Origin of the sequence: Caulobacter sp. KR2-114 (assembly GCF_049446115.1) — a bacterium.
Lineage (GTDB): Bacteria > Pseudomonadota > Alphaproteobacteria > Caulobacterales > Caulobacteraceae > Acaudatibacter.
The window spans coordinates 234,752-256,146 of sequence record NZ_JBMSEC010000005.1 but is presented as its reverse complement, the minus strand read 5'-3'; the positions used below and the strand labels follow the sequence as shown (position 1 = coordinate 256,146).

Annotated in this window: 21 protein-coding genes; 14 read left to right on the top strand and 7 right to left on the bottom strand. The window is 70.6% G+C overall.

Going from position 1 to position 21,395, the window contains the following annotated elements; all coding sequences use genetic code 11:
• Nucleotides 1–13 precede the first annotated feature (13 nt).
• Nucleotides 14–1,573 (top strand): serine hydrolase domain-containing protein, encoded by a 1,560-nt coding sequence (locus ACO2Q3_RS18860; RefSeq protein ID WP_423309382.1) that lies wholly within the window; start codon nucleotides 14–16, stop codon nucleotides 1,571–1,573.
• A gap of 56 nt (nucleotides 1,574–1,629) precedes the next feature.
• Here the strand turns inward: ACO2Q3_RS18860 and ACO2Q3_RS18855 are convergent, their stop codons facing one another.
• Nucleotides 1,630–2,127 (bottom strand): metallophosphoesterase family protein, encoded by a 498-nt coding sequence (locus ACO2Q3_RS18855; RefSeq protein ID WP_423309380.1) that lies wholly within the window; start codon nucleotides 2,125–2,127, stop codon nucleotides 1,630–1,632.
• A gap of 125 nt (nucleotides 2,128–2,252) precedes the next feature.
• Between ACO2Q3_RS18855 and polA the strand changes: the two genes are divergently transcribed.
• Together polA and ACO2Q3_RS18845 are read left to right on the top strand one after the other, a co-directional pair.
• Nucleotides 2,253–5,201 carry a DNA polymerase I gene (gene polA / locus ACO2Q3_RS18850; protein ID WP_423309723.1) on the top strand — a complete coding sequence of 983 codons (2,949 nt, stop codon included), beginning with the start codon at nucleotides 2,253–2,255 and terminating at the stop codon, nucleotides 5,199–5,201.
• A 263-nt stretch (nucleotides 5,202–5,464) separates the two neighbouring features.
• Nucleotides 5,465–6,490, top strand: a complete 1,026-nt coding sequence (locus tag ACO2Q3_RS18845; RefSeq protein WP_423309378.1) for an acyltransferase family protein — start codon at nucleotides 5,465–5,467, stop codon at nucleotides 6,488–6,490.
• On the opposite strand, the gene ACO2Q3_RS18840 is transcribed toward ACO2Q3_RS18845, so the two are convergent.
• Nucleotides 6,447–7,580, bottom strand: a complete 1,134-nt coding sequence (locus ACO2Q3_RS18840) for an acyltransferase family protein (protein ID WP_423309376.1) — start codon at nucleotides 7,578–7,580, stop codon at nucleotides 6,447–6,449. The two genes, ACO2Q3_RS18845 and ACO2Q3_RS18840, sit on opposite strands and share 44 nt — an antisense overlap.
• Before the next feature lie 180 nt (nucleotides 7,581–7,760).
• Here ACO2Q3_RS18840 and ACO2Q3_RS18835 point away from each other — a divergent pair, with 180 nt between their 5' ends.
• From ACO2Q3_RS18835 to ACO2Q3_RS18825, 3 genes are all read left to right on the top strand, one after another.
• The gene (locus ACO2Q3_RS18835; protein ID WP_423309374.1) at nucleotides 7,761–8,177 is read left to right on the top strand and encodes a rubrerythrin family protein; all 417 of its coding nucleotides are present in this window, start codon (nucleotides 7,761–7,763) and stop codon (nucleotides 8,175–8,177) included.
• Between the two features lie 256 nt (nucleotides 8,178–8,433).
• Nucleotides 8,434–9,807, top strand: a complete 1,374-nt coding sequence (locus ACO2Q3_RS18830; protein ID WP_423309372.1) for a heterodisulfide reductase-related iron-sulfur binding cluster — start codon at nucleotides 8,434–8,436, stop codon at nucleotides 9,805–9,807.
• A 22-nt stretch (nucleotides 9,808–9,829) separates the two neighbouring features.
• Nucleotides 9,830–10,423 (top strand): DUF3501 family protein, encoded by a 594-nt coding sequence (locus ACO2Q3_RS18825; protein WP_423309370.1) that lies wholly within the window; start codon nucleotides 9,830–9,832, stop codon nucleotides 10,421–10,423.
• 176 nt (nucleotides 10,424–10,599) lie between these two features.
• Here ACO2Q3_RS18825 and yghU read toward each other — a convergent pair whose 3' ends face one another.
• Nucleotides 10,600–11,484: a glutathione-dependent disulfide-bond oxidoreductase gene (yghU, locus tag ACO2Q3_RS18820; protein ID WP_423309368.1), complete on the bottom strand. Its 885-nt coding sequence runs from the start codon at nucleotides 11,482–11,484 to the stop codon at nucleotides 10,600–10,602.
• A 153-nt stretch (nucleotides 11,485–11,637) separates the two neighbouring features.
• Between yghU and ACO2Q3_RS18815 the strand changes: the two genes are divergently transcribed.
• Nucleotides 11,638–12,690, top strand: coding sequence for a serine hydrolase domain-containing protein (locus ACO2Q3_RS18815; RefSeq protein ID WP_423309366.1), 1,053 nt, complete (start codon nucleotides 11,638–11,640; stop codon nucleotides 12,688–12,690).
• 186 nt (nucleotides 12,691–12,876) lie between these two features.
• Here the strand turns inward: ACO2Q3_RS18815 and ACO2Q3_RS18810 are convergent, their stop codons facing one another.
• On the bottom strand, nucleotides 12,877–13,104 hold the full coding sequence (locus ACO2Q3_RS18810) for a hypothetical protein (protein WP_423309364.1): 228 nt from the start codon (nucleotides 13,102–13,104) through the stop codon (nucleotides 12,877–12,879).
• Between the two features lie 283 nt (nucleotides 13,105–13,387).
• Between ACO2Q3_RS18810 and ACO2Q3_RS18805 the strand changes: the two genes are divergently transcribed.
• The 4 genes from ACO2Q3_RS18805 (at nucleotide 13,388) to ACO2Q3_RS18790 (ending at nucleotide 17,174) form a co-directional block, all read left to right on the top strand.
• Nucleotides 13,388–13,675, top strand: coding sequence for a hypothetical protein (locus tag ACO2Q3_RS18805; RefSeq protein ID WP_423309362.1), 288 nt, complete (start codon nucleotides 13,388–13,390; stop codon nucleotides 13,673–13,675).
• Nucleotides 13,676–13,682: 7 nt separating this feature from the next.
• Entirely contained in the window at nucleotides 13,683–14,498 is an 816-nt protein-coding gene (locus tag ACO2Q3_RS18800; protein ID WP_423309360.1) for a phytanoyl-CoA dioxygenase family protein, read from the top strand.
• Between the two features lie 112 nt (nucleotides 14,499–14,610).
• Nucleotides 14,611–16,323, top strand: coding sequence for a gamma-glutamyltransferase (ggt, locus tag ACO2Q3_RS18795; protein WP_423309358.1), 1,713 nt, complete (start codon nucleotides 14,611–14,613; stop codon nucleotides 16,321–16,323).
• Nucleotides 16,324–16,406: 83 nt separating this feature from the next.
• Entirely contained in the window at nucleotides 16,407–17,174 is a 768-nt protein-coding gene (locus tag ACO2Q3_RS18790) for an SDR family oxidoreductase (RefSeq protein WP_423309356.1), read from the top strand.
• A 20-nt stretch (nucleotides 17,175–17,194) separates the two neighbouring features.
• On the opposite strand, the gene ACO2Q3_RS18785 is transcribed toward ACO2Q3_RS18790, so the two are convergent.
• Complete coding sequence (locus ACO2Q3_RS18785) at nucleotides 17,195–18,103, bottom strand: SAM hydrolase/SAM-dependent halogenase family protein (RefSeq protein ID WP_423309354.1); 909 nt, start codon at nucleotides 18,101–18,103, stop codon at nucleotides 17,195–17,197.
• 198 nt (nucleotides 18,104–18,301) lie between these two features.
• Here ACO2Q3_RS18785 and ACO2Q3_RS18780 point away from each other — a divergent pair, with 198 nt between their 5' ends.
• The 3 genes from ACO2Q3_RS18780 to ACO2Q3_RS18770 all read left to right on the top strand — a co-directional run bounded on the left by ACO2Q3_RS18780 (nucleotide 18,302) and on the right by ACO2Q3_RS18770 (nucleotide 20,090).
• On the top strand, nucleotides 18,302–18,574 hold the full coding sequence (locus ACO2Q3_RS18780; RefSeq protein WP_423309352.1) for a DUF4242 domain-containing protein: 273 nt from the start codon (nucleotides 18,302–18,304) through the stop codon (nucleotides 18,572–18,574).
• Between the two features lie 22 nt (nucleotides 18,575–18,596).
• The gene (locus tag ACO2Q3_RS18775; protein ID WP_423309350.1) at nucleotides 18,597–19,652 is read left to right on the top strand and encodes a GlxA family transcriptional regulator; all 1,056 of its coding nucleotides are present in this window, start codon (nucleotides 18,597–18,599) and stop codon (nucleotides 19,650–19,652) included.
• 132 nt (nucleotides 19,653–19,784) lie between these two features.
• A complete protein-coding gene (locus ACO2Q3_RS18770) occupies nucleotides 19,785–20,090 on the top strand; it encodes a hypothetical protein (RefSeq protein ID WP_423309348.1) in 306 nt (101 codons plus the stop codon).
• Nucleotides 20,091–20,197: 107 nt separating this feature from the next.
• Here the strand turns inward: ACO2Q3_RS18770 and ACO2Q3_RS18765 are convergent, their stop codons facing one another.
• Entirely contained in the window at nucleotides 20,198–20,401 is a 204-nt protein-coding gene (locus ACO2Q3_RS18765) for a hypothetical protein (protein WP_423309346.1), read from the bottom strand.
• 127 nt (nucleotides 20,402–20,528) lie between these two features.
• Entirely contained in the window at nucleotides 20,529–21,155 is a 627-nt protein-coding gene (locus ACO2Q3_RS18760) for a cell wall hydrolase (RefSeq protein WP_423309344.1), read from the bottom strand.
• Between the last annotated feature and the right edge of the window lie 240 nt (nucleotides 21,156–21,395).

Below are 21,395 nucleotides of genomic sequence, written 5' to 3'. Positions count from 1 at the left end.
CGGAGGCGAGGCGATGGGCGAGGGCGACAGGACCGAAGCGCTGGAGGCTCTGCTGGCGCCGTTCACGCCGGACAGGCCGGGGCTGGCGTTGCTGGTGACCCGGGGCGGTCGACCGGTGTTCGAGCGCTATCTCGGCGCGGCCGACTTGGAGCACGGCTCGCCGGTCACCGCCAGGACGCCGTTCCACGTCGCCAGCGTCTCCAAGCAGTTCACGGCCCTCGCGGCGCTGCTGGAAGCGCGCGGGGGCCGGCTGGACTTGGCGGGGGACATCCGCAAACATCTGCCGGAGTTGCCCGACTACGGCGCGGTGATCACGGCCCACGACCTGATCCATCACACCAGCGGCCTGCGCGACCAGTGGGAACTGATGAGCCTGGCCGGCTCGCCCCCCGGCGGGGTGATCCTGCACAGCGCCATCCTGGACATCGCCGCCGCGCAGAGGGGGCTGAACTTCCCGCCCGGCAGCGACTTCCGCTACTGCAACACCGGCTATTCCCTACTGGCCGAGATCGTGCAGCGAACCTCCGGAAAGCGGTTCGCCCAGTATCTGGACGAGGCGGTGTTCGCGCCGCTGGGGATGACCTCGACCTGCGTCTACAGCGACGGCGTGCGGCTGCTGCCGGGCCGGGCGATCAGCTATGCGCAGGCGAAGACTGGCGAGATCCGTCATCTGCGCCTGAACTACAGCAACCACGGCGCCACCAGCGTGCAGAGCACGGCGCGCGACCTGGCGCTGTGGGCGGCGGAGCTGCTGCATCCTCGCCACTTCGACGCCGCGCTGATCGCCACCCTGGCCGCGCCGGGGCGTCTGCGTGACGGCGCGCCGCTGAACTACGGCTTCGGCCTGATGCGCCAGACCATCGGTGGACGGCCGACCATCGGTCACGGCGGCGCGGATGCCGCGTACCGGGCGCAGTTCCTGACCTATCCCGACAACGACGCCAGCGTGATCGTGCTGTCGAACGGCCAAGCCGATGTCGGCGCCATCGGCCGGGTGCTGGCCGACGCCGTGCTGCCGCCGGTTCCCGGGGCGACCACAGGCGACGCGCCGCCGCCGGCGAGTCTCGACCGGCTGGTGGGCTACTACGTCGGCGAGTGGGGGCGGGGCGTTACACTGGAGGCGCCGGACGGCCGACTGACCGGCGTGTTCGGCGACATGCGCGCCGAGGCGCGCTTCCACCCGGACGGCGCGTTCTGGTTCTTCGATCCGGAGGAGAGGTTCTCCGCCTCGCCGGATGGCGACCTGGTGGTGGCGCAGAGCGTCGGTGGCCTGCCGCTGAGGCTGCGTCGGGCCAAGCGCGTGCGCCCCGGCGACGCGGCGCTCGCGGCCTTGGCCGGGCTCTATCGCAGCGACGAGATCGACATCACCTATCGGCTGGCGCCGGACGGGGAGGGTGGCCTTGCCGTCTCGTGCCTGCGTTTTCGGTCCATGCGGATGGCGCCAGCCGACGTGGACGCCTTCGACGGACCGATGGCGCGCCTGACCCTGGTGCGCGACGGAACCGGCGCGGTGACGGGGTTCACCATCGGCACGGGCCGCATTCGCGCCCTGCCGTTCCACCGCATCGCCTGAGCGGGCCGCCGCTCACACCTCCACGATCTCGGCCCGCGCGGCGCCGTCCTCGATGATCAGCCGGGCGAATGTGCCTCTGGCGCCGTCGTCCTTGCCCTCGGGCAGGGTGAGGTGCCGGGATCGATGGTCAGGCGACCGGCGAAGTCGGTGATCTCCGCGCGATGGGTCGAGGCGCACAGGAGGACATCGAGCGGGCCGTCGAACAGATCCTCCTCGGCCTCCGCGTCGTCCGCCGACGGGACGAAGGGGTCCCTGCTGTCCGCCAGGCCGGCGGCGACGGGGTCGAACACGCAGCCGATGATCAGCCCCTGTTCCTCGAGCGTAAGGGTCAGGGTGGCGACGGCGTCGCTGGGCTCGTCGTCCTGGCCACGGACCCCGGCCACCGGAGCGATCGCCCCCAGTTCGGCGATGGCCGAGGCCTCGCCCATGTCGCCCAGGGTGATGATGCGGTCGGCGTCGGCCAGTTTCTCCAGCGCGCCCTGCGGCCAGGAAATGCCGGCGGCGGGGTGGATGTGGCAGTCGGCCAGGACGGCGATGACGGTGCGCTGAGGCATGGCTGAGGCCGTCCCTTTGCGGCGCTTGGCGGCGGATCGACGGCAACCTGCCATGCGCTGTCAGCACGGTCGACTGGCCGCGTGACCGGGCGGCCCGCAGCCCCTATCTTGGGGCCATGACCGACATCGCCGACTCTGCCGCGCCCCCCGCCGATGCGCCCGCCGCTGATATGCCTGCCGCCGACGTGCTGGACACCGCCGACCGCCCGCTGACCCAGGACGGCCCCGCCACGCGGCTCTATCTGGTGGACGGCTCGGGCTTCATCTTCCGCGCCTTCCACGCCCTGCCGCCGCTGACCCGCAAGTCGGACGGCCTGCCGGTGGGCGCGATCCAGGGCTTCTGCAACATGCTGTGGAAGCTGCTGGTGGACATGAGGTCGGGGGCGGACGCGCCGACCCACCTGGCGGTGGTGTTCGACCATTCCGAACAGACTTTCCGCAACAAGCTGTACGACAAGTACAAGGCGCACCGCCCGCCGCCGCCGGAAGACCTGGTGCCGCAGTTCCCGCTGGTGCGCGAGGCCACCCGCGCGTTCGGCGTGCCGGCGCTGGAGCTGCCCGGCTACGAGGCCGACGATATCATCGCCGCCTATGCCTGCCATGTGCGCGACCAGGGCGGCGAGGTGGTGATCGTCTCGTCCGACAAGGACCTGATGCAGCTGGTCGGCGACCGGGTGTCGATGCTCGACACCATGAAGAACCTGCGCATCGGCCGCGACCAGGTGTTCGAGAAGTTCGGCGTGCCGCCGGAAAAGGTGGTCGACGTGCAGGCCCTGTGCGGCGACAGCGTCGACAACGTCCCGGGCGCGCCCGGCATCGGCATCAAGACCGCCTCGGCCCTGATCACCGAGTACGGCGACCTCGACACGCTGCTGGCCCGCGCCGGCGAGATCAAGCAGCAGAAGCGCCGCGAGACCCTGATCGAGTTCGCCGACCAGATCCGCCTGTCGCGCCAGCTGGTGCAGCTGGACTGCGAGACGCCGCTGCCGGCGGCGCTGGACACCCTGGCGGTGGAGGCGCCCGATCCGGCGACGCTGACCGCCTTCCTGGAGGACATGGAGTTCCGCACCCTGGCCCGCCGCGTCGGCGACGGCTCGGGAACGCCGGCGCCGGGCGCCGCCGCGCCGCCCGTGTCCCTCGCCACGCCCCGGCCGCTGACCGCGCCGGTGCTGACGCCCCGCTATGGCCCGCAGCCCACCCGCGCCGAGGTGGCGCAGCCGATCGATCCCAACACCTATGTGTGCGTGCGCGACCTGGCGACGCTGGAGGCCTGGATCGCCCGCGCCTACGACACCGGCCTGGTGGCGTTCGACACCGAGACCGACGCCCTGTCGGCCTCCGACGCCAACCTGTGCGGCATCTCCCTGGCCGTGCAGCCCGGCGAGGCCTGCTACATCCCCCTGGGCCACGAGCACGAACAGGAGGGGGGGCTGGCGCTGGAGTCCACGGCGCGGCCCGAGCAGATCCCGCTGGAGGCGGCCATCGCCCGGCTGAAGCCGATGCTGGAGGACCCGTCGGTCCTGAAGGTGGGGCAGAACGCCAAGTACGACATCGGCGTGTTGGCCCGCTATGGCGTGACCGTCGCGCCGATCGACGACACCATGCTGATCTCCTATGCCCTGGAGGGCGGCGCGCACCCGCACGGCATGGACGACCTGTCGGCCCTGTGGCTGGGGCACCAGCCGATCCCGTTCAAGCAGGTCGCCGGCACGGGCAAGGCGCAGAAGAGCTTCAAGCACGTGGCCCTGGAGCCGGCCACGGCCTATGCGGCCGAGGACGCCGACGTCACCTTGCGCCTCTACCACATCCTGCGCCCGCGCCTGGCGCGCGAGGGGCTGCTGACCGTCTACGAGACGCTGGAGCGGCCGATGCCGGCGGTGCTGGCGCAGATGGAGGCCAGCGGGGTCAAGATCGACACCGAGCGGCTGCGGCTGCTGTCCAACGACTTCTCCATGCGCATGGCGGACCTGGAGGCGCAGGCCCAGACGTTGGCCGGCCGGCCGTTCAACCTGGGCAGCCCGCGGCAGATCGGCGACGTGCTGTTCGGCGAACTTGGTCTTCCGGGCGGCAAGAAGACGGCGACAGGCGTGTGGTCCACCGACGCCAGCGTGCTGGAGGACCTGGCGGCCCAGGGCCACGCCCTGCCGCGCACCCTGCTGGACTGGCGCCAGCTGTCGAAGCTGAAGGGCACCTATACCGACAACCTGGGCCAGGCCGTCAGCGCGCGGACCGGGCGGGTGCACACCTCCTACGCCCTGGCCTCCACCACCACCGGCCGGCTGTCGTCGAACGACCCCAACCTGCAGAACATCCCGATCCGCACCGAGGAGGGGCGCAAGATCCGCCGCGCCTTCATCGCCGAGCCGGGCAATGTGCTGATCAGCGCCGACTACAGCCAGATCGAGCTGCGGCTGGTGGCGCACATCGGCGACATCCCGCAGCTGAAGAAGGCCTTCCTCGAGGGGCTGGACATCCACGCCTCCACCGCCTCGGAGATGTTCGGCGTGCCGATCGAGGGCATGCCGGCCGAGACCCGCCGCCGCGCCAAGGCGATCAACTTCGGCATCATCTACGGCATCTCCGCCTTCGGCCTGGCCAACCAGCTGGGCATCGGCCGCGACGAGGCGGGCAGCTACATCAACACCTATTTCGAGCGCTTCCCGGGCATCCGCGACTACATGGATCGGATGCGCGCCCAGGTGCGCCGCGACGGCTTCGTCACCACGGTGTTCGGCCGCAAGGTCAACATCCCGATGGTGACCTCCAAGTCCGTCGGCGAGCGGCAGTTCGCCGAGCGCGCGGCGATCAACGCGCCGATCCAGGGGGCTGCGGCCGACGTCATGCGCCGGGCGATGATCCGCATGCCGGGCGCGCTGCAGGCCGCGGGCCTCAGCGCCCGGATGCTGCTGCAGGTGCACGACGAACTGGTGTTCGAGGCGCCGCAGGCCGAGGCCGATGCGGTCTGCCGCGTCGCCCGAGAGGTGATGGAGCACGCCGCCGAGCCGGTGGTGCAGTTCTCCGTCCCCCTGGTCGTCGAGGCCCGCGCCGCCGACAACTGGGACGACGCCCACTGAGCATTCTTCGATGGCCGCCGCGGCCCCTCACCTTCCCAACCGCTCCGCGGTCGGGCCCCTTCCTCTCCCTCGAGGGAGAGGAAAAGGTGTTGCGGCGTCCAGAGAGACTCCTCTCCCTGCAGGGAGAGGAAGGGGCCCGCGCCCGCCAGGGCGTGGGAAGGTGAGGGGCCGCGCAGTTCGCGCAGGCGGCCTCAATCCGTCGCGGGGTGATCCGGGGGGAGTTGCGCTATCCTGCCGCCCGAAACCCTGACCGGGGCGCGGCCGTGAAGACCTCCGTTTCCATCCAGTACCTGCGCGCCATCGCCGCCGTCGGGGTGGCGGCCTATCACGCGTGCCAGTGGCGCAGCGGCGGCTTCGAGGTCGGGCGCGCCGGGGTGGACCTGTTCTTCGTCATCTCCGGCTTCATCATGTGGCGCATCACCGCCGGGCGCGAGACGGCGCTGGCCAGCTTCGTGTGGCGGCGGTTCACGCGGGTGGCGCCCACCTACTGGGTGCTGACCCTGGCCATGGCGGGCGTGGCGCTGGCGTGGCCGAACTTCCTGCCCAACGTGCACGCCGGCTGGCGTCACGTGCTGCTGTCGATGGCCTTCATCACCCACCTGGACCCCAAGGGCCTGCCGTTCCCGGTGCTGCCCGCCGGCTGGACGCTGAACTACGAGGCGGTGTTCTACCTGCTGTTCGCCGCGGGGCTGTGGCTGCGCGAGCAATCGCGCATCCTGTTCGTCACCGCCGCGCTGACGGCGGTCGCGGTGCTGGGCCTGCTCGATCCCCCACTCTACGCCCTGGGCGCCAACGCCATGATGCTGGAGTTCGCCGCCGGGCTGTGGCTGGGCCGGCTGGCGCAGCGCGGGCTCCTGCCGGGACCGAAGGTGGGGATGCTGCTGGCCGCCGGGGGGGTGATCGCCTTCGCCGCCAGCAACACCGCCGGCGTGGCCGACAGCCTGCTGCGCCCGCTGCTCTGGGGCCTGCCGGCCGCGGCCCTGGTGCTGGGGGCCCTGGCGCTGGAGGCGGCCGGACGCACGCCGCGCCTGCCGTGGCTGAAACGGCTGGGCGATGCCTCCTATTCCATCTACCTCGGCCACGCGCCGGCGACGGCGGTGGTGGCGCATACCCTGGGAACCGACCGGCCGTGGCTGTTCATTCCGGCCGCGCTGGCGGCGTCGATCCTGGCCGGCCTGGCGGGGCGGGCGCTGCTCGAGAAGCCGCTGCTGCGGCTGTTGCGCGGAGCGGCCGGGGCCGGCGAGCTCAGGCCGGTTCCTGGATGGCAGGCGGCTCCGGGAACGGATTGAGCCGCCGTAGCCAGGCGTAGGCCGGCCGCTCGACGAGGTGGTGCGCGCCGATCGCGGCGACCAGGATCGCCGGGAACACCCCCGCCAGCGCCAGCCAGGCCATCGCCCCGTGCGGCGCGCCGAACAGCAGGCGCCAGACGTGGAAGAAGGCGATGTCCACCGGCAGGTAGACCAGCATCAGGGCGTAGGCGAGGCCCCCAAGGTAGCGCCAGGCCGGCCCGGCGATCAGCGGGCGACCCTGCCGGGCGCGCTCGGCCAGGCCCAGGGCCAGCAGGCCGAACGCCGGGAAGATGAAGGGGTCGGCCAGCCGCAGGATCGACGCCGCAGCGATCCAGGCCGCCGACAGGGGAACCATCAGCCGTGCGGCGGTCACGCTCAGGCCCCGCTCCTGGCCGAAGCGGCACAGGCCCGCGCCGAACAGGAAGGCCGGCACCGTCTGCAGCGCGCCGATCTGGGCGGTCATGTCGCTGAACAGGATGTGCCGCGCCTGGCAGAGATCGAAGGCGCAGGCGAACAGCACCACCGGCGCGGCCGCGGCCATCCATGGCCAGCGCCAGGCCCGCACGATCACCGCCGTCACCGGGAACACGATCGCGGCGAACCATTCGGCGGAGACCAGCCAGGACGGAAAGTTCCAGCTGACCGTCGGCAGAACGCCCCAGGCCTGGGTCAGGGTCAGGTTGGCGGGGATGGCGGCCGGATCGAACACCTGGGCGTCGATCGGCGTCCCCTCGCGGGCCGCGGCCAGCGCCAGCAGGCCCATGGCCGCCAGCGTCGCGACCTGCAGCGGCCAGACGCGGATCAGCTTGCGCCACAACAGCGACATCTGCCGCAGCCGCCCGTCCTCGCGCAGGCGCGTCCAGGTGTGGAAGGCGATGAAGCCGGCGGTGACGAAGAACAGCTCGGCTCCGAGATAGCCCTTGGCGACCAGGCCATGGCGGGCGCCCAGCGCCAGGCCGAGGTGCTCGCGAAACTGGTTCAGGACGATCCAGGCGACGGCGATCGCCTGCAGCGAGCGCAGGGGCCAGAGGGTGTCTGTCTGCAGCTTTTCCGGCATCTGGTCAGGCTTCACGTCCATAAGGTGTGCCATTTTCGGACACTCCAGGGCCCACGGGGCAAACGGCGGGCCAGGTCCGTCCCCGATATTGAGCATCTCTATCGCCGCAATTGGCGCAATCGATTGGACGGCCGGCGGGCGGGGCGCCTAAGGGAGGGGCCGAGTGTGCGGCAGGCCGCCGCACGCCAACCGATCAGCCCCGAGGGAACGAACATGTCGCTCGCCAACAGCAAGACCCTGGAGAACCTGAAGGAGGCCTTCGCCGGCGAAAGCCAGGCGAACCGCCGCTACCTGTACTTCGCGCAGAAGGCCGACGTGGAAGGCTACAACGACGTGGCCGCCGTGTTCCGTTCCACCGCCGAGGGCGAGACCGGCCACGCCCACGGTCACCTGGAATTCATGGAAGGCGTGGGCGACCCCGCCACCGGCCTGCCGATCGGCGAAACCTCGCTGAACCTCAAGGCCGCCATCGCCGGCGAGACGCACGAGTACACCGACATGTACCCGGGCATGGCCCGCACCGCGCGCGAGGAAGGCCACGACGAGATCGCCGACTGGTTCGAGACCCTGGCCAAGGCCGAGAAGTCCCACGCCGGCCGCTTCCAGCGCGCCCTGGAAAGCCTGGACTAACTGAGAGACACGGCCCTTTAGGCTTCCCCAAGCGTTCTGAAGGTCCGTCGGCGGGTCGCGTCTCAAGGCGCGGCCCGTCCACCTTTGCAGATCTGGATCGCCGGAGCCCGGCTGGAGCCCCCTCCACCGCTTCGCGGTCCCCCTCCCCCAAGCGGGGAGGAGAACGGTTCTCTTCCCCCTCTGGGGGAAGTACCGCCGAAGGCGGGGATGGGGGCTCCCGCGGAGAGCCGGCTGTCCGGCGCAGGACAGGCACGCCATGACCGACACGCCCCCCACCAAGACCGAAGGCCGCCGCGAGGGCAGCCTGGATGCGCCGTTCCGTCATCCGCTGGCCTGGCGCGACCCGGAATTCTACGACGCCGGCAAGATCGAGCATGAGATGGAGCGGGTGTTCGACATCTGCCACGGCTGCCGGCGGTGCTTCAATCTGTGCGACAGCTTCCCCAAGCTGTTCGACATGGTCGACGAGAGCCCGACGGGCGAGGTCGATGGGGTGCCGAAGTCGGCCTACGGCGAGGTCGTCGAGGCCTGCACCCTGTGCGACATGTGCTTCCTGACCAAGTGCCCCTATGTGCCGCCGCACGAGTGGAACGTGGACTTCCCGCACCTGATGCTGCGCCACCGCGCGGCCGAGCGGAAGAAGCACGGCGGCGACTTCGTGCGCGAGCAGCTGGGCGAGACCGACCGCAACGGCAAGCTGGCCCGGCCCGTCGCCGGCCTCGCCAACTGGGCGACCGATGTGCACAACCAGCCCATCCGGGCGCTAATGGAGGCCACGGTCGGCATCGACAAGACCGCCGAGCTGCCCAAGTATCACACGCGCACCGCCTCGGACCGGCTGAAGGCGCCGCTGGCGGCCGACCCCGCCGGCCCGGCCTTCGGCGCGCGCAAGGCGGCGATCTACGCCACCTGCTTCGTCGACTACAACGAGCCGGACACCGCCGTGGCCGCCCGCGCCGTGCTGGCCAAGCTGGGGGTGGAAACCAGGCTCGCCTATCCGCAATGCTGCGGCATGCCCCAGCTGGAGGCCGGCGACATCGCCGAGGTGGCCCGGCGCGCCGAGCATGTGACGCGCGAGCTTCTGCCGCTGGTGGACCAGGGCTACGACGTGGTGGCGCTGACCGCCAGCTGCGCCCTGATGATGAAGTTCGAGTGGCCGCTGATCCTGCCGGAGAACGCGGACGTCAAGCGCCTGGCCGCCGCCACGCGCGACATCAGCGAGTACGTGGTCGAGATCGCCAAGGCGCACGGCCTGGCCGAGGGTCTGAAGACCATCGACGGCGGCGTCACCGTGCACCACGCCTGCCACGCCCGGGCCCAGAACATGGGCGCCAAGTCGGCGGAGATGCTGCGCCTGATCCCGGGGGTGAAGATCGACGTGGTCGAGCGCTGCTCGGGGCACGGCGGCACCTTCGGGGTGATGAAGGAGACCCGGCCGATGGCGGTCAAGGTGGGCAAGCCCGCCGCCCGCCAGGTGGCCCAGAAGGGCAACGACACCCTGTGCTCCGACTGCCCGCTGGCCTGCAAGCACCTGGGCCAGCTGGTCGCCGCCGACCTGAAGGAGGGGCAGAAGCCGCCCCGCCAGGCGCACCCGATCGAGATCCTGGCCGAAGCCTACGGCCTCGTCTGAGTCTTACAGAAAGCCGGTTCCCATGCCCGCCTCCCAGCGCCGCGTCACCCCCGAGGACATCATCCCGGACGCCGAGTTCCGCACCCAGCGCAAGGACCGCCGCGCCGCCCTGCTGCCGAAGAAGAAGCTGCGCCGGGTGGACCTGGGCCCCTACTGCACCGCCTACTTCGAGACCTACGAGACGATGCTGTTCCAGATCCAGGAGATGCTCCTGATCGAGGGCGGCGGGCCGGCGCAGCTGGTGGACGAGATGGCGGCCTACAATCCGCTGATCCCGCAGGGCGGCGAGCTGGTGGCGACGGTGATGTTCGAGATCGACGATCCCCTGCGCCGGGCCAACATCCTGGCGCGGCTGGGCGGGGTGGAGGACCACTTCTTCATCCAGATCGGCGACAGCCGCAGCCAGGCGCGCCAGGAAGGCGACATCGAGCGCACCCGCGAGGACGGCAAGACCTCCTCGGTGCACTTCCTGCGCTTCCCGATCACCCCGGAACAGGCGGCGGCGTTCCGCGACCCGAAGGTCACGGTGATGCTGGGCGCCGACCACCCCCTCTACGACCACCGCGCCATCCTCAGCGACGCCACCCGCGCCGAACTGGCGGGGGATCTGGACTGATCCCCTAGATCGGATCACCAACAATCTGTCATCCCGGAATTCGCGCAGCGAATATCCGGGACCGCGGCAGGCGCCGCTGCTTGCCACAACTGAACGGTCAGCGCGTCCGGCGGTCCCGGATAAGGCGCTGGCGCGCCTTTCCGGGATGACAGTGTGGGGTGGGGGCAGAGGGACCCTTACTTCGCCTCCGCCGCGGCCTGGATCTTGTCCATGGTGCGCAGCTCGAAGTCGCTGGCGTCGTGGCGTTCGGGGAGCTGGGCCGCAGGGTCGCCCCAGGCGCAGTTGACCATGCGGCCGCGCTTCACCGCCGGACGGGCGGCGATGGCGTCGGTCCAGCGCTGTACGTTCGTGTAGCTGGCCACGTCCAGGAACTCGCCCGCGCCGTAGAGCGCGCCCTTGGCCAGGGCGCCGTACCAGGCCCACACGGCCATGTCGGCGATGGTGTAGTCGTCGCCGGCCAGATAGGGCGCCTCGGCCAGGCGGCGGTCCAGCACGTCCATCTGGCGCTTCACCTCCATGGCGAAGCGGTCGATGGCGTATTCGATCTTCATCGGCGCATAGGCGTAGAAGTGGCCGAAGCCGCCGCCCAGGTAGGGGGCGCTGCCCATCTGCCAGAACAGCCACGACAGGCATTCGGCGCGCGCCGGCCCGTCCTTGGGCAGGAAGGCGCCGAACTTCTCGGCCAGGTGCATCAGGATGGCGGCGCTCTCGAACACCCGGATCGGCTCGGGACCGCTGCGGTCCAGCAGGGCCGGGATCTTGGAGTTGGGGTTCACGGCCACGAAGCCGCTGGAGAACTGGTCGCCCTCGTTGATGCGGATCAGCCAGGCGTCGTACTCGGCGCCCGCGTGGCCGGCGGCGAGCAGCTCCTCCAGCATCACCGTGACCTTCACCCCGTTGGGCGTGGCCAGGGAATAGAGCTGCAGCGGATGCTTGCCGACCGGCAGGTCCTTGTCGTGGGTGGGGCCGGCGATCGGCCGGTTGATGTTGGCGAAGCGTCCGCCGTTCTCCTTGTTCCAGGTCCAGACCTTGGGCGGGGTGTAGGCGGGCGTGTCGGTCATCCGGAGGCTCCCAGGTTCGGCGGCGCCTCTCGCGGGCCGCTCCAGACCATTTGGCGGAGCCTGCGCCGTTTTTCCAGAGCGGTCGGTATGCAATCGCAACCATTGACGGCAAACGCCCGCGCCGGTCTGTTGCCGCATTCTGCGGAGACCCCGATGCCGACCGTCCTGCCCGCCCTGCCGACCCAGCCCGCCGACACGCCCTGGCCGACCGAGGCGTGGCCTACCGGCCCGCTGCCGCCGGGCGCCGACGCGGCCCGGATCCACGCCATGCTGGGCCATGCCTTTCAGGCCGAGCCGCCGGCCGATCTCGGCGAGACCCAGGCGGTGGTGGTGATCCACAGGGGCCGGCTGGTGACCGAGCGCTATGGCCCGCGGCATGGACCGGAGGCCACCACCTGGTCCTGGTCGATGGCCAAGAGCATCACCCACGCCCTGGTGGGCCTGGCGGTGAAGGACGGTGTGCTGGATGTCCACGCGCCGGCCCCCGTCCCCGAATGGCGGGCAGCGGGCGATCCGCGGGCGGCGATCACCCTGGATCTGCTGCTGCGGATGTCCTCGGGCCTGGCGTTCCGCGAGGAATACAAGCCCGAGCACCCCTCGGACGTGATCGAGATGCTGTGGGGCCGCGGCAAGGACGACACCGCCGCCTTCGCCGCCGGCTTTCCCCTGGCGCACCCGCCGGGGAGCCATTTCTACTATTCCAGCGGCACGACCAACATCGTCAGCCGCTGCCTGGCCGACGCCCTCGGCCGTCACGGCGGCGAGTTCCAGGCCTTCATGGAAGAACGGCTGTTCGATCCCCTGGGGATCACCAGCGCCACGCCCAAGTTCGACGCCGCGGGGACCTTCATCGGCTCGTCGTTCTGCTTCTGCACCCCGCGCGACTTCGCCCGCTTCGGCCTGCTCTACCTGCGCGACGGGGTGTGGGAGGGGCGCCGGCTGCTGCCCGAGGGCTGGGTGGACTATGCCCGGACGGCCACCTTCCAGCAGCCGGACTGCCCGGACGGGCCGTACGGCGCCCACTGGTGGCTGGACCTGGCGGGGCCCGGCAGCTTCTCGGCCAACGGCCACGACGGCCAGTTCATCATCTGCTGCCCGGACCGCGACCTGATCGTCGTGCGCAACGGCGTGACGCCCAGCGAACAGGGGCCGGTGCTCAAGGCGTGGCTCAGGGACCTGGCGGCGGCGTTCGCGGCCGAGGGCTGACCGCAAGGCGCGGAACCCCTCACCCTCCCAAGCTCAGCGCTGTGCGCAGACCTTGGGCCCCTCCCTCTCCCTATGGGAGAGGGGTCTGAAGCGCCGCCGCGGGGGTCATAAACACCTCTCCCAGAGGGAGAGGGAGGGGCCCATGGCGCAGCCATGGGAGGGTGAGGGGTTCCGTCGCCGGCAGGCCTACATCGCCGCGCGCCACTCCGGGGCGCAGAGGAAGCGGCCGGCCAGGCTGCCGTCGCGCAGGTAGATGCGGATCTCGGCGGTTTCGCCGGCGTCGCTGAGGCGCGCGCCCAGGCGCCGGGCGGCGTCCTCGGCCTTGGCGCCGCTGGTGAAGAGCTGGGCGTTGTCGACGGAGGCATGGCGCAGGGCCCAGCCGCCTTCCACGGGTTCGACGTCGATCACTTCCACCATGGCGCTCCTCACACTTACTCGCCCCCGAACAAGCCGGGCCCGAAAGCCGGCCCCGAAAAACTCGCCTCTGAACGCCCCGCCGGAATCCCTAGTTCCGATGGGTGACAGGCGTATGGCGCGGTCTGTCGAAAGCCCGACACAGTCATCACGAAGCCGTCATGACCTTTGCCGGCGGCACACGTCTTGCGCGATCGGACCCAGACCTGACCCAAAATGGCACGGGCTTCCCAGGGGTCTGGGCCCGTGTTTTAACGAAGCGTTAATCATTGGGAACGCCGCCATGCTGCTTTCGCTGTTCGCCCTGACCCTGGCCACCGCCGCGCCTGCCGCGGCCCAGTCGCATGGGGCGAACGACGCCGCCGAGGCCGCCGGCGTGGCCGTGGTGTTCCTGAACTGCGGCGTGGGCCAGACGACGCTCACCGACTGCAAGGTGGTCAACGAGGGTCCCGTGGACGCCGCCGCCGCCGCGCAGGCGGTGAAGCTGGCCGAGGCCATGGAAGTCCCCGCCGCCCTGGCCGAACACAATCCCGGCCGCATCATGCTGAAGCTGAACGTCCAACCGCAGTAGCGCCGCCGTGAGCGACGCCGGCGCCCCCCGGGACCCCTTGTCCGCGCACCGCGAACGACTGGATCGTGACGGCTTCCCCATCGTCGAAGGGGCCATCTCGCCCGACCTGATCGATGCGCTGAACGACGCCCTGGAGCGGCTCGAGCGAGACCTGGGCGCACAGCCGGCCGGCAACCGCTTCGAAGGCGCCCATACCGTGCGGCTCTACAACCTGTTGAAGTACGGCGAGCCGTTCACCCTGGTCCCGGTCCATCCGGCCGTGCTGCCGATCGTCGAGGCGGTGCTGGGCGACGGGCCGCTGATCTCCTCGCTGTCGTCGATCGCCATCGACCCCGGGGAGATCGCCCAGCCGATCCACGCCGACGACCAGGTGATCCCGCTGGAGAAGCCGCACCGGCCGATCATCTGCAACTCGATGTGGGCGCTGACCGACTTCACCGAGGCCAACGGCGCCACGCGGCTGGTCCCCGGCAGCCACCGGCGGCCGAACCCGGAATACGGCGGCGCCTACGAGACCATCGCCGCGGAGATGCCCAAGGGCTCGGTGCTGATCTGGGACGGGGCGCTGTGGCATGGCGGCGGCGCCAACCGCAGCGGCAGGCGGCGCACCGGCATCGCCATGAACTACTGCGCGGGCTTCATCCGCCAGCAGGAGAACCAGCAGCTGGGCCTCGACCCGGAGCAGGTGCGCCGCTTCGCCCCGCGGCTGCGCGAACTGGTCGGCTACGGCGTCTACCGCGGCCTGATCGGCCACGTGGAAAAGCAGAGCCCCGACCAGATCCTGACCGGCCAGGGCGACTTCCGCTCGATCTGGGACCGCTGAGGCCGCGCGGCGAAACAACCCAAACCGCTGCGCCAGCTATTGTCCTTGCGCGGCATATGCGCTTCCCCTTGCCTAGCCGCCATCAGACAAGCGGCGCGGGCGGGAGCGGAACATGCGGGGCTGGACCTATCGGCTGGCGGGGTGGCTGGCGGCGGCGATGCTGGCCGGATCGACGGCCCTGGCGGGGCCGCTGGCGCACGCCGCCATGCATCGCGGCGCGGCTTCGCGGGCGCTGTCGGCCGGTGCGGTCGCCTCGCCGGACATCTATGGCGCCCTCGCCGCACAACAGGTGCTGAAACAGGGGGGCAACGCCGTCGACGCGGCGGTGGCCACCGCCTTCGCTCTCGCGGTCACCTATCCGGAGGCCGGCAACCTCGGCGGCGGCGGCTTCATGACCGTGTACATGGACGGCAAGCCGTACTTCCTCGACTATCGCGAGACCGCCCCCGCGGCCGCCAGCGCCGGCATGTACCTGACCGCCTCGGGCGAGCCGGACCCGCGCGCCAGCCTGGTGGGCAACCTGGCCTCCGGCGTTCCGGGCACGGTCCGCGGCCTGGCCGAGGCGCACAGGCGGTTCGGCAAGCTCAGCTGGAAGCAGGATCTGACCCCCGCCATCGCCTATGCCCGCGACGGCTTCATGGTCACGCCGCAGCTGATCGGCATCATCGATGGGGCGAAGGCCGAACGCGACGGGACCAACTTCGCCGCCTGGGCGACGCAGCTGAAGGCTGGACTGAAGTTCCGCCAGCCCGACCTCGCGGCCACCCTGCAGCGCATCGCCGACCAGGGGCCGGACGGCTTCTACAAAGGCCCCACCGCCGACCGCATCGTCGCGCAGATGGCCCGCGGGCCGGTCAAGGGCCTGATCACCCACGCCGACCTGGAAGGCTACAAGGCGGCCTGGCGCGAACCGGTGCAGGGCGACTGGCATGGCTTCACCCTGATCACGGCCCCGCCGCCCAGCTCCGGGGGCATCGCCCTGCTGCAGATGCTCAACATGAAGGCCGACGCGGCGCCGCTGTTCCAGGGCCAGGCGCTCAACAGCGCGCAGTACGTCCACCTCGTGGCCGAGATCGAGAAGCGCGTGTTCGCCGACCGCGCCGTCTACCTCGGCGACCCCGACAGCGTGAAGGTCCCCGTCGCCGCCCTGACCGATCCGGCCTATGTCGCCCGCCGCGCCCGCGAGATCGACCCGGCGAAGCCCTCGGCCACCGACGCGGTGCAGCCGGGGCTGGAGAAGCCGCAGACCACCCACTTCTCGGTGGTCGACCGCTGGGGCAACGCCGTCTCCAACACCTACACCCTGAACGGCTGGTTCGGCTCCGGCGTGGTGGTGGAAGGCGCCGGCTTTCTGCTCAACGACGAGATGGACGACTTCTCGGCCAAGCCCGGCGCGCCCAACCAGTACGGGGTGATCGGCGGCTCGGCCAACGCCATCGCGCCGGGCAAGCGGCCGCTGTCGTCGATGACCCCCACCATCCTGCTGAAGGACGGGCGCGTGGCCATGGTGATCGGCACGCCCGGCGGCTCGCGCATCTTCACCTCGGTGTTCCAGGTGCTGGTCAACGCCTACGACTTCCACCTGCCGCTCAAGGCGGCCGTGGACGCGCCGCGCTACCACCACCAGCTGCTGCCGGTGAACACCATCTATGCCGAGCCCTACGGGCCCTGGCCGGCGCCGCTGGCGGCCCAGCTGAAGGCGCGCGGCTACACCCTGGTCGACCAGGACTACAACGGCGACATCGAGGCCATCGAGGTGAACGGGCGAACCCCGGTGGTCGCGCCCGACCCCCGGGCCCGCGGCGCCGGCCTGGTGGTTCCCTAGCCAGACCCGCCGCGCTCTGCGCTTGACCGGCGGCCCGGGCTGGTCCAGCACGCCCCGGATTTTGAACATTCGGGATGGGATTGATGCGCAACCTCTTCAACATCGAGGGCAAGGTGGCCGTGGTCACCGGCGGCAGCCGCGGGATCGGCGAGATGATCGCCCGCGGCTACGTCGAGAACGGGGCCAAGGTCTATGTGTCCTCGCGCAAGGCCGAGGTCTGCGACCGTGTCGCCGAGGAGCTGTCGGCCTACGGAACCTGCATCTCCCTGCCGGCCGACCTGTCGAAGATGGACGGCATAGTGGCGCTGGCCGCGGCCATCGCCGAGCGCGAGCCGAAGCTCGACATCCTGGTCAACAACGCCGGCGCCACCTGGGGCGCGCCGATCGACGAGTATCCGGAGGACGGCTGGGACAAGACCGTCGACCTGAACACCAAGTCGATCTTCTTCCTGACCCAGAAGCTGCTGCCGCAGCTGCGCGCCGCCGCCACCTGGGAGCATCCGGCGCGGGTGATCAACATCGCCTCGGTGAACGGCATCGAGCCGCCGGGCCTGGAGACCTACGCCTATTCCACCTCCAAGGCCGGCTGCATCATGCTGACCCGGCACCTGGCCAAGCGGCTGGCGGGCGACAACATCCTGGTCAACGCCATCGCCCCCGGGCCCTTCCAGAGCCACATGATGGCCGCCACCCTGGCCCGCGCCGGCGACGCCATCGCCAAGGCCAACCCGCGCGGCCGCATCGGCACGCCGGAAGACATCGCCGGCGTCGCCATCTTCCTGGCGAGCCGCGCCAGCGCCTACACCACGGGCGCCGTGGTGCCCTGCGACGGGGGTTCGGCGGAGGTCTAGGGGCCTGCGAACGCGCCGGCCTACTTCTTCCGCGGAATGAACAGCTTCGCGCCTTCGCCCACCTTGTAGACCTCGGAAAAGTTGCCCTGGTTCACCGCCACGCTCAGGCGGCCGCGACTGTCGATATAGAACAGCGGCTTGCCCTCGGGCACGTCGCTGAAGGTGTGCTCGAAGGGGAAGGCATAGGCCTTGCCGGCCAGGGTCACCGGCACGGTGTCGCCGATCGCGTAGCCGAGCTTGGCGAAGGTCTCGGCCGGCAGGTTCAGCACCAGGTTGCCGTACGGCCCGTCCAGGCCGATCACCTCGGCCTCGATGCCCTTGTCGCTCAGGGCGGCGCTGTGCAGGTCGAGCCGCACCAGCTGGCTCACCTCCAGCGCGGGCCCGGCGGTGGTCCAGTCGTCCCCGCGGGCCAGGTGGGCGGCGGTGGGCGAGAAGATGTCGCGGCCGTGGAAGGTGGACGAGCGCTTCTCGCCGATCATCCAGGCGACGTTGGTGATCTCGTGCGCGGCCTCGATGCCGTCGCGGTCGGCCACCAGGGTCAGCACCCCGTTGTCGGGAACGACGAAGTACTGGCCGACCTTGGAGCGGGCGATGATCGCCTTGCGCGTGGAGCCGACGCCCGGGTCGACCACGACGACGAACACCGCGTCCTTGGGGAAATACGGCGCCGTGCCGGCCAGGAAGCGGGCGGCCTCGGCGATGTTGTACGGCTCGACCGTGTGGGTGATATCGATGATCCGCACACCGGGCGCGACGCCGTCCATCACCGCTTTGCAGATCGCCACCGCGTCGTCCTTGGTGTCGAAGTCGGTCATGAAGCCGATCAGCTTCAGCGGCGCGCCCTGTGCACGGGCCAGCGCCGGCAGGCCGGCGGCCAGGCTGGCGGTGGTCAGGGCGGCGGCGGTCAGCAGGAACTGGCGCTTGTCCATCGGCGATCCTTCGTTGGAACCTTTGCCGGCCGATCCTTGTCGAATTCGCCGCGCCGCGCCAGCCGCCCCGGCCGCCCCCAGGCCCCGCGAAGCCGCGGCGCCCCTGCAGCGATCACCCCCGCTTGTTGTCCCGATCACCCTCTGGCGGGGGTGGCCCGGCCGCCGCACCCTGGGGACATCGAACAACGGAGCCCTGCCATGAAGAAGTATCTGATCGAACGCGACATCCCCGGGGTCGACAAGATGACCGCCGACCAGCTCAAGGGCGCCGCCGCCACCTCCAACGCCGCCCTGGCGCAGCTCGGCCCCAAGGTGCAGTGGGTGCAGTCCTTCGTGGCCGCCGACAAGACCTTCTGCCTGTACCTGGCCGAGGACGAGGCGGCGATCCACGAGCACGCGCGCCTGTCGGGCTTTCCGGCGAACAAGGTGACCGAGCTGACCGGCGGCATCGATCCGACCACGGCGGGCTGAGCCTGGAAGTGGGAGGGCGGTCGTGAGACCCTTCGGGCCCACGGAGGCGCCCCGCATGCTGGACGTGACGGTTGTGCTGCTGGACGACGGCCTGTCGTCCACGGCGATCATGCCGGTGGAGGTGTTCCACTCGGCCGGCGCGCTTTGGAATGACCTGCACGACCGCCCGGCGCAGCCGGCGTTCCGCGTGCGCACGGTGTCGGTCGATGGCGCGTCCGTGCGCAGCCCCTATGGCCTGGATATCCGGCCGCAAGGTGCGATCGCCGACGTCGAGCGCACCGACATCGTCATCATCCCGACCTCCGGCCTCGAGCTGGACCTGAAGATGGTGGAGAACAGCGCCCTGCTGCCCTGGCTGAGGCGTCACCACGCCCAGGGCGCCTATGTCGCCGGGGTGTGCATGGGGGCGGCCTACCTGGCCGAGGCCGGCCTGCTGGACGGGCGCATCGCCACCACCCACTGGGCCGTGGCCGATCGCCTGGCCGCCCGCTATCCGAAGGTGCAATGGCGGCCGGAGATGTTCGTCACCGAGGACCAGCGGCTGCTGTGCAGTGGCGGGGTGTGCGGCTCGATCGACGTCAGCCTGTACCTGGTCGAGAAGCTGTGCGGCCACGAGGTGGCGGTGCAGTGCGCCAAGGCGCTCGTGGCGCCGATGCCGCGCATCCACCAGTCCGGCTACGCCATGCTGCCGGTCGGCCAGCCGCACGACGACGACCGCATCCGCCGGGTGGAAGGGTTCCTGCGAACCCACTTCAGCGACGACATCTCCACGCGCGCCCTGGCCGACCGCGCCGGCCTGGGCGAGCGGACCTTCGTGCGCCACTTCAAGGCCGCCACCGGCCGCCAGCCCGCGGCCTATCTGCAGGCGCTGCGCATCGAGGCGGCCAAGGCGATGCTGGAGCGCGACGGCCGGCCGATCCAGTCGATCAGCGCCGAGGTCGGCTACGACGACGTGGCCTTCTTCCGCAGCCTGTTCAAGCGCTCCACCGGCATGACCCCGGCGGAATACCGCGCACACTTCGCGCCGATGAGCGTGCGAGGCCAGCCCTCGATCGAGAGCTCCCCGGAAACGGCCTGAGACCCCAGGCGGTCCGGCCCGCGCCTTGCAGCCTATGGCTGTGTGCGTTCCACGTTGGGACGAGTGCCGGAGTAGAGTATGTCGCAATGGGCGAGTGAAGTGGCGGGGTCCCCGCGGCCGATGGAGCGGCGTGTGGAGCGCCGCCTGAGAGTGTTCCTCGGCGGCAAGCTCGCGTTCGTCGAGACCGGCGTCTCCGCCGATTGCCGGATCCGCAATCTCTCGCGGTCGGGCGCGGCGGTGGACCTGCTCGAGGCGACCGCCATGCCCCGCGGGCCGGTGCTGATCATCACCAAGCATGCCCGGGCGCACATGACCGACACCGCCTGGACCTGCGGACGGCGGGCCGGCCTGCGCCTGACCCGAGCTTGGGACCTTGTGGAGCCGGGCGCCGCGCCAGCCTGGATGCGGCGTCTGTGGCTCGACCTGGCGCCGCGCTAAGCATGTTAGGCGAAAGTGCGCGCGGCTCGCCGCTCGAACACGCTATAAACTTTTGAAGATAGAGCTTTTTTCAACGGGCAGACGAGCCCATCTGACCCTGAGAGGCTCTAGGCTTCGCCCCAGCGGCCCTGGCCGGCGGCGATGTGGTAATCGCCGGTGACCGACAGCACGATCCAGTCGCCGGGCATGGCCTGCAGGCGGCCGGAGGGGGTGTCCACCTCCACCGCGCCGGGCTGATCCATGCGCCGGCCCTGAGGACCCAGCCAGGTCATCAGGATCCGCCAGCTGTTGGCGTCATGCGCAGGCGGCACGCGAAGCGCCGCGCCATGATCGAATCGGGGTGAAGCCGCCGTCCTCATTCGCCCTGAGTTGAGGTGCGTCGGTGACCAGGACCTTAACCGCCGCTGCGACCGGGCGTCGTTGCGTCGGGGCGACGGCCTAGCGGTAGAACAGGTGGGCGCCGATCTGGGTCACCATCTGGCGGTGATGCGTCCAGGCGGGGCGGACGTAGGCGGCGTGGAAGTACAGGGCGCCCGGGGCCACCTGCGGCGTCGACTGCTGCTCGGCGAGGCGGGCGACGGCCAGGGCGGTCTGCCAGCGCTTGTCGCCGCTCACCGCATAGCGGGCGGTGGAGAAGAACTGGCCGCGCTGGTTGACCACGGCGCAGAACGACTTGGGGAAGCGGCCGGACTGGCTGCGGTTGCGGATCACCTGACCGACGGCCAGCTGGCCCTTCAGCGGCTGGTTGGCCGCCTCGTGATGGATGGCCTTGGCCATGCACTCCAGCTCGGTATCCACCGGGGCGTCGCGATGCGTCATGGCGGCGCGGACCAGCAGATCGAGGGAGGTGGGGGTCGCCTGGGCCCCATCCGCGGCGGCGGTGGGCTTAAGGTCGGTCACGGACGCGTCGGGCGCCTTGAACACTGCGGTGGTGACTGCGGCGCCCGAGACCGTCTCGCTCAGGGCGGAGGTCGGAGCCAGCGCGTCGGCCAGCAGTTGGTTTGATGCGGCGATCGCCGTGACGGCGATCAGACCCGCGGCGGCGGCCCGAACGGACAGAAACAAACACGACCCCAAGGGGTGCGCCTCGCCAGCCTGTACGCGGCGGTCCACTTGGCCCGCCAGCTGGCACTCACGTCTAGTCGCCTTCTCGTTCTTCCGGACGTCCGCACCGCGACCTGGCGCGACGCCGGGAGGAGATGATGCCGGGCGTTAACTGTCGCCCACCCCTCGGTTCGACGCCGCTCCTAACCGTTGGAAAGCATCAGGGCAAGAGAAAAACCGTCACAAGCGCAATTCATGGTC

Coding starts and splice junctions, on each gene's coding strand:
- ACO2Q3_RS18785 (WP_423309354.1), bottom strand. CDS start 18,103: ATGGACAAGCGCCAGTTCCTGCTGACCGCCGCCGCCCTGACCACCGCC.
- yghU (WP_423309368.1), bottom strand. CDS start 11,484: ATGACCGACACGCCCGCCTACACCCCGCCCAAGGTCTGGACCTGGAAC.
- ACO2Q3_RS18855 (WP_423309380.1), bottom strand. CDS start 2,127: ATGCCTCAGCGCACCGTCATCGCCGTCCTGGCCGACTGCCACATCCAC.
- ACO2Q3_RS18830 (WP_423309372.1), top strand. CDS start 8,434: ATGACCGACACGCCCCCCACCAAGACCGAAGGCCGCCGCGAGGGCAGC.
- ACO2Q3_RS18790 (WP_423309356.1), top strand. CDS start 16,407: ATGCGCAACCTCTTCAACATCGAGGGCAAGGTGGCCGTGGTCACCGGC.
- ACO2Q3_RS18835 (WP_423309374.1), top strand. CDS start 7,761: ATGTCGCTCGCCAACAGCAAGACCCTGGAGAACCTGAAGGAGGCCTTC.
- ACO2Q3_RS18805 (WP_423309362.1), top strand. CDS start 13,388: ATGCTGCTTTCGCTGTTCGCCCTGACCCTGGCCACCGCCGCGCCTGCC.
- ACO2Q3_RS18860 (WP_423309382.1), top strand. CDS start 14: ATGGGCGAGGGCGACAGGACCGAAGCGCTGGAGGCTCTGCTGGCGCCG.
- ACO2Q3_RS18780 (WP_423309352.1), top strand. CDS start 18,302: ATGAAGAAGTATCTGATCGAACGCGACATCCCCGGGGTCGACAAGATG.
- ACO2Q3_RS18840 (WP_423309376.1), bottom strand. CDS start 7,580: ATGGCACACCTTATGGACGTGAAGCCTGACCAGATGCCGGAAAAGCTG.
- ggt (WP_423309358.1), top strand. CDS start 14,611: ATGCGGGGCTGGACCTATCGGCTGGCGGGGTGGCTGGCGGCGGCGATG.
- ACO2Q3_RS18815 (WP_423309366.1), top strand. CDS start 11,638: ATGCCGACCGTCCTGCCCGCCCTGCCGACCCAGCCCGCCGACACGCCC.
- ACO2Q3_RS18825 (WP_423309370.1), top strand. CDS start 9,830: ATGCCCGCCTCCCAGCGCCGCGTCACCCCCGAGGACATCATCCCGGAC.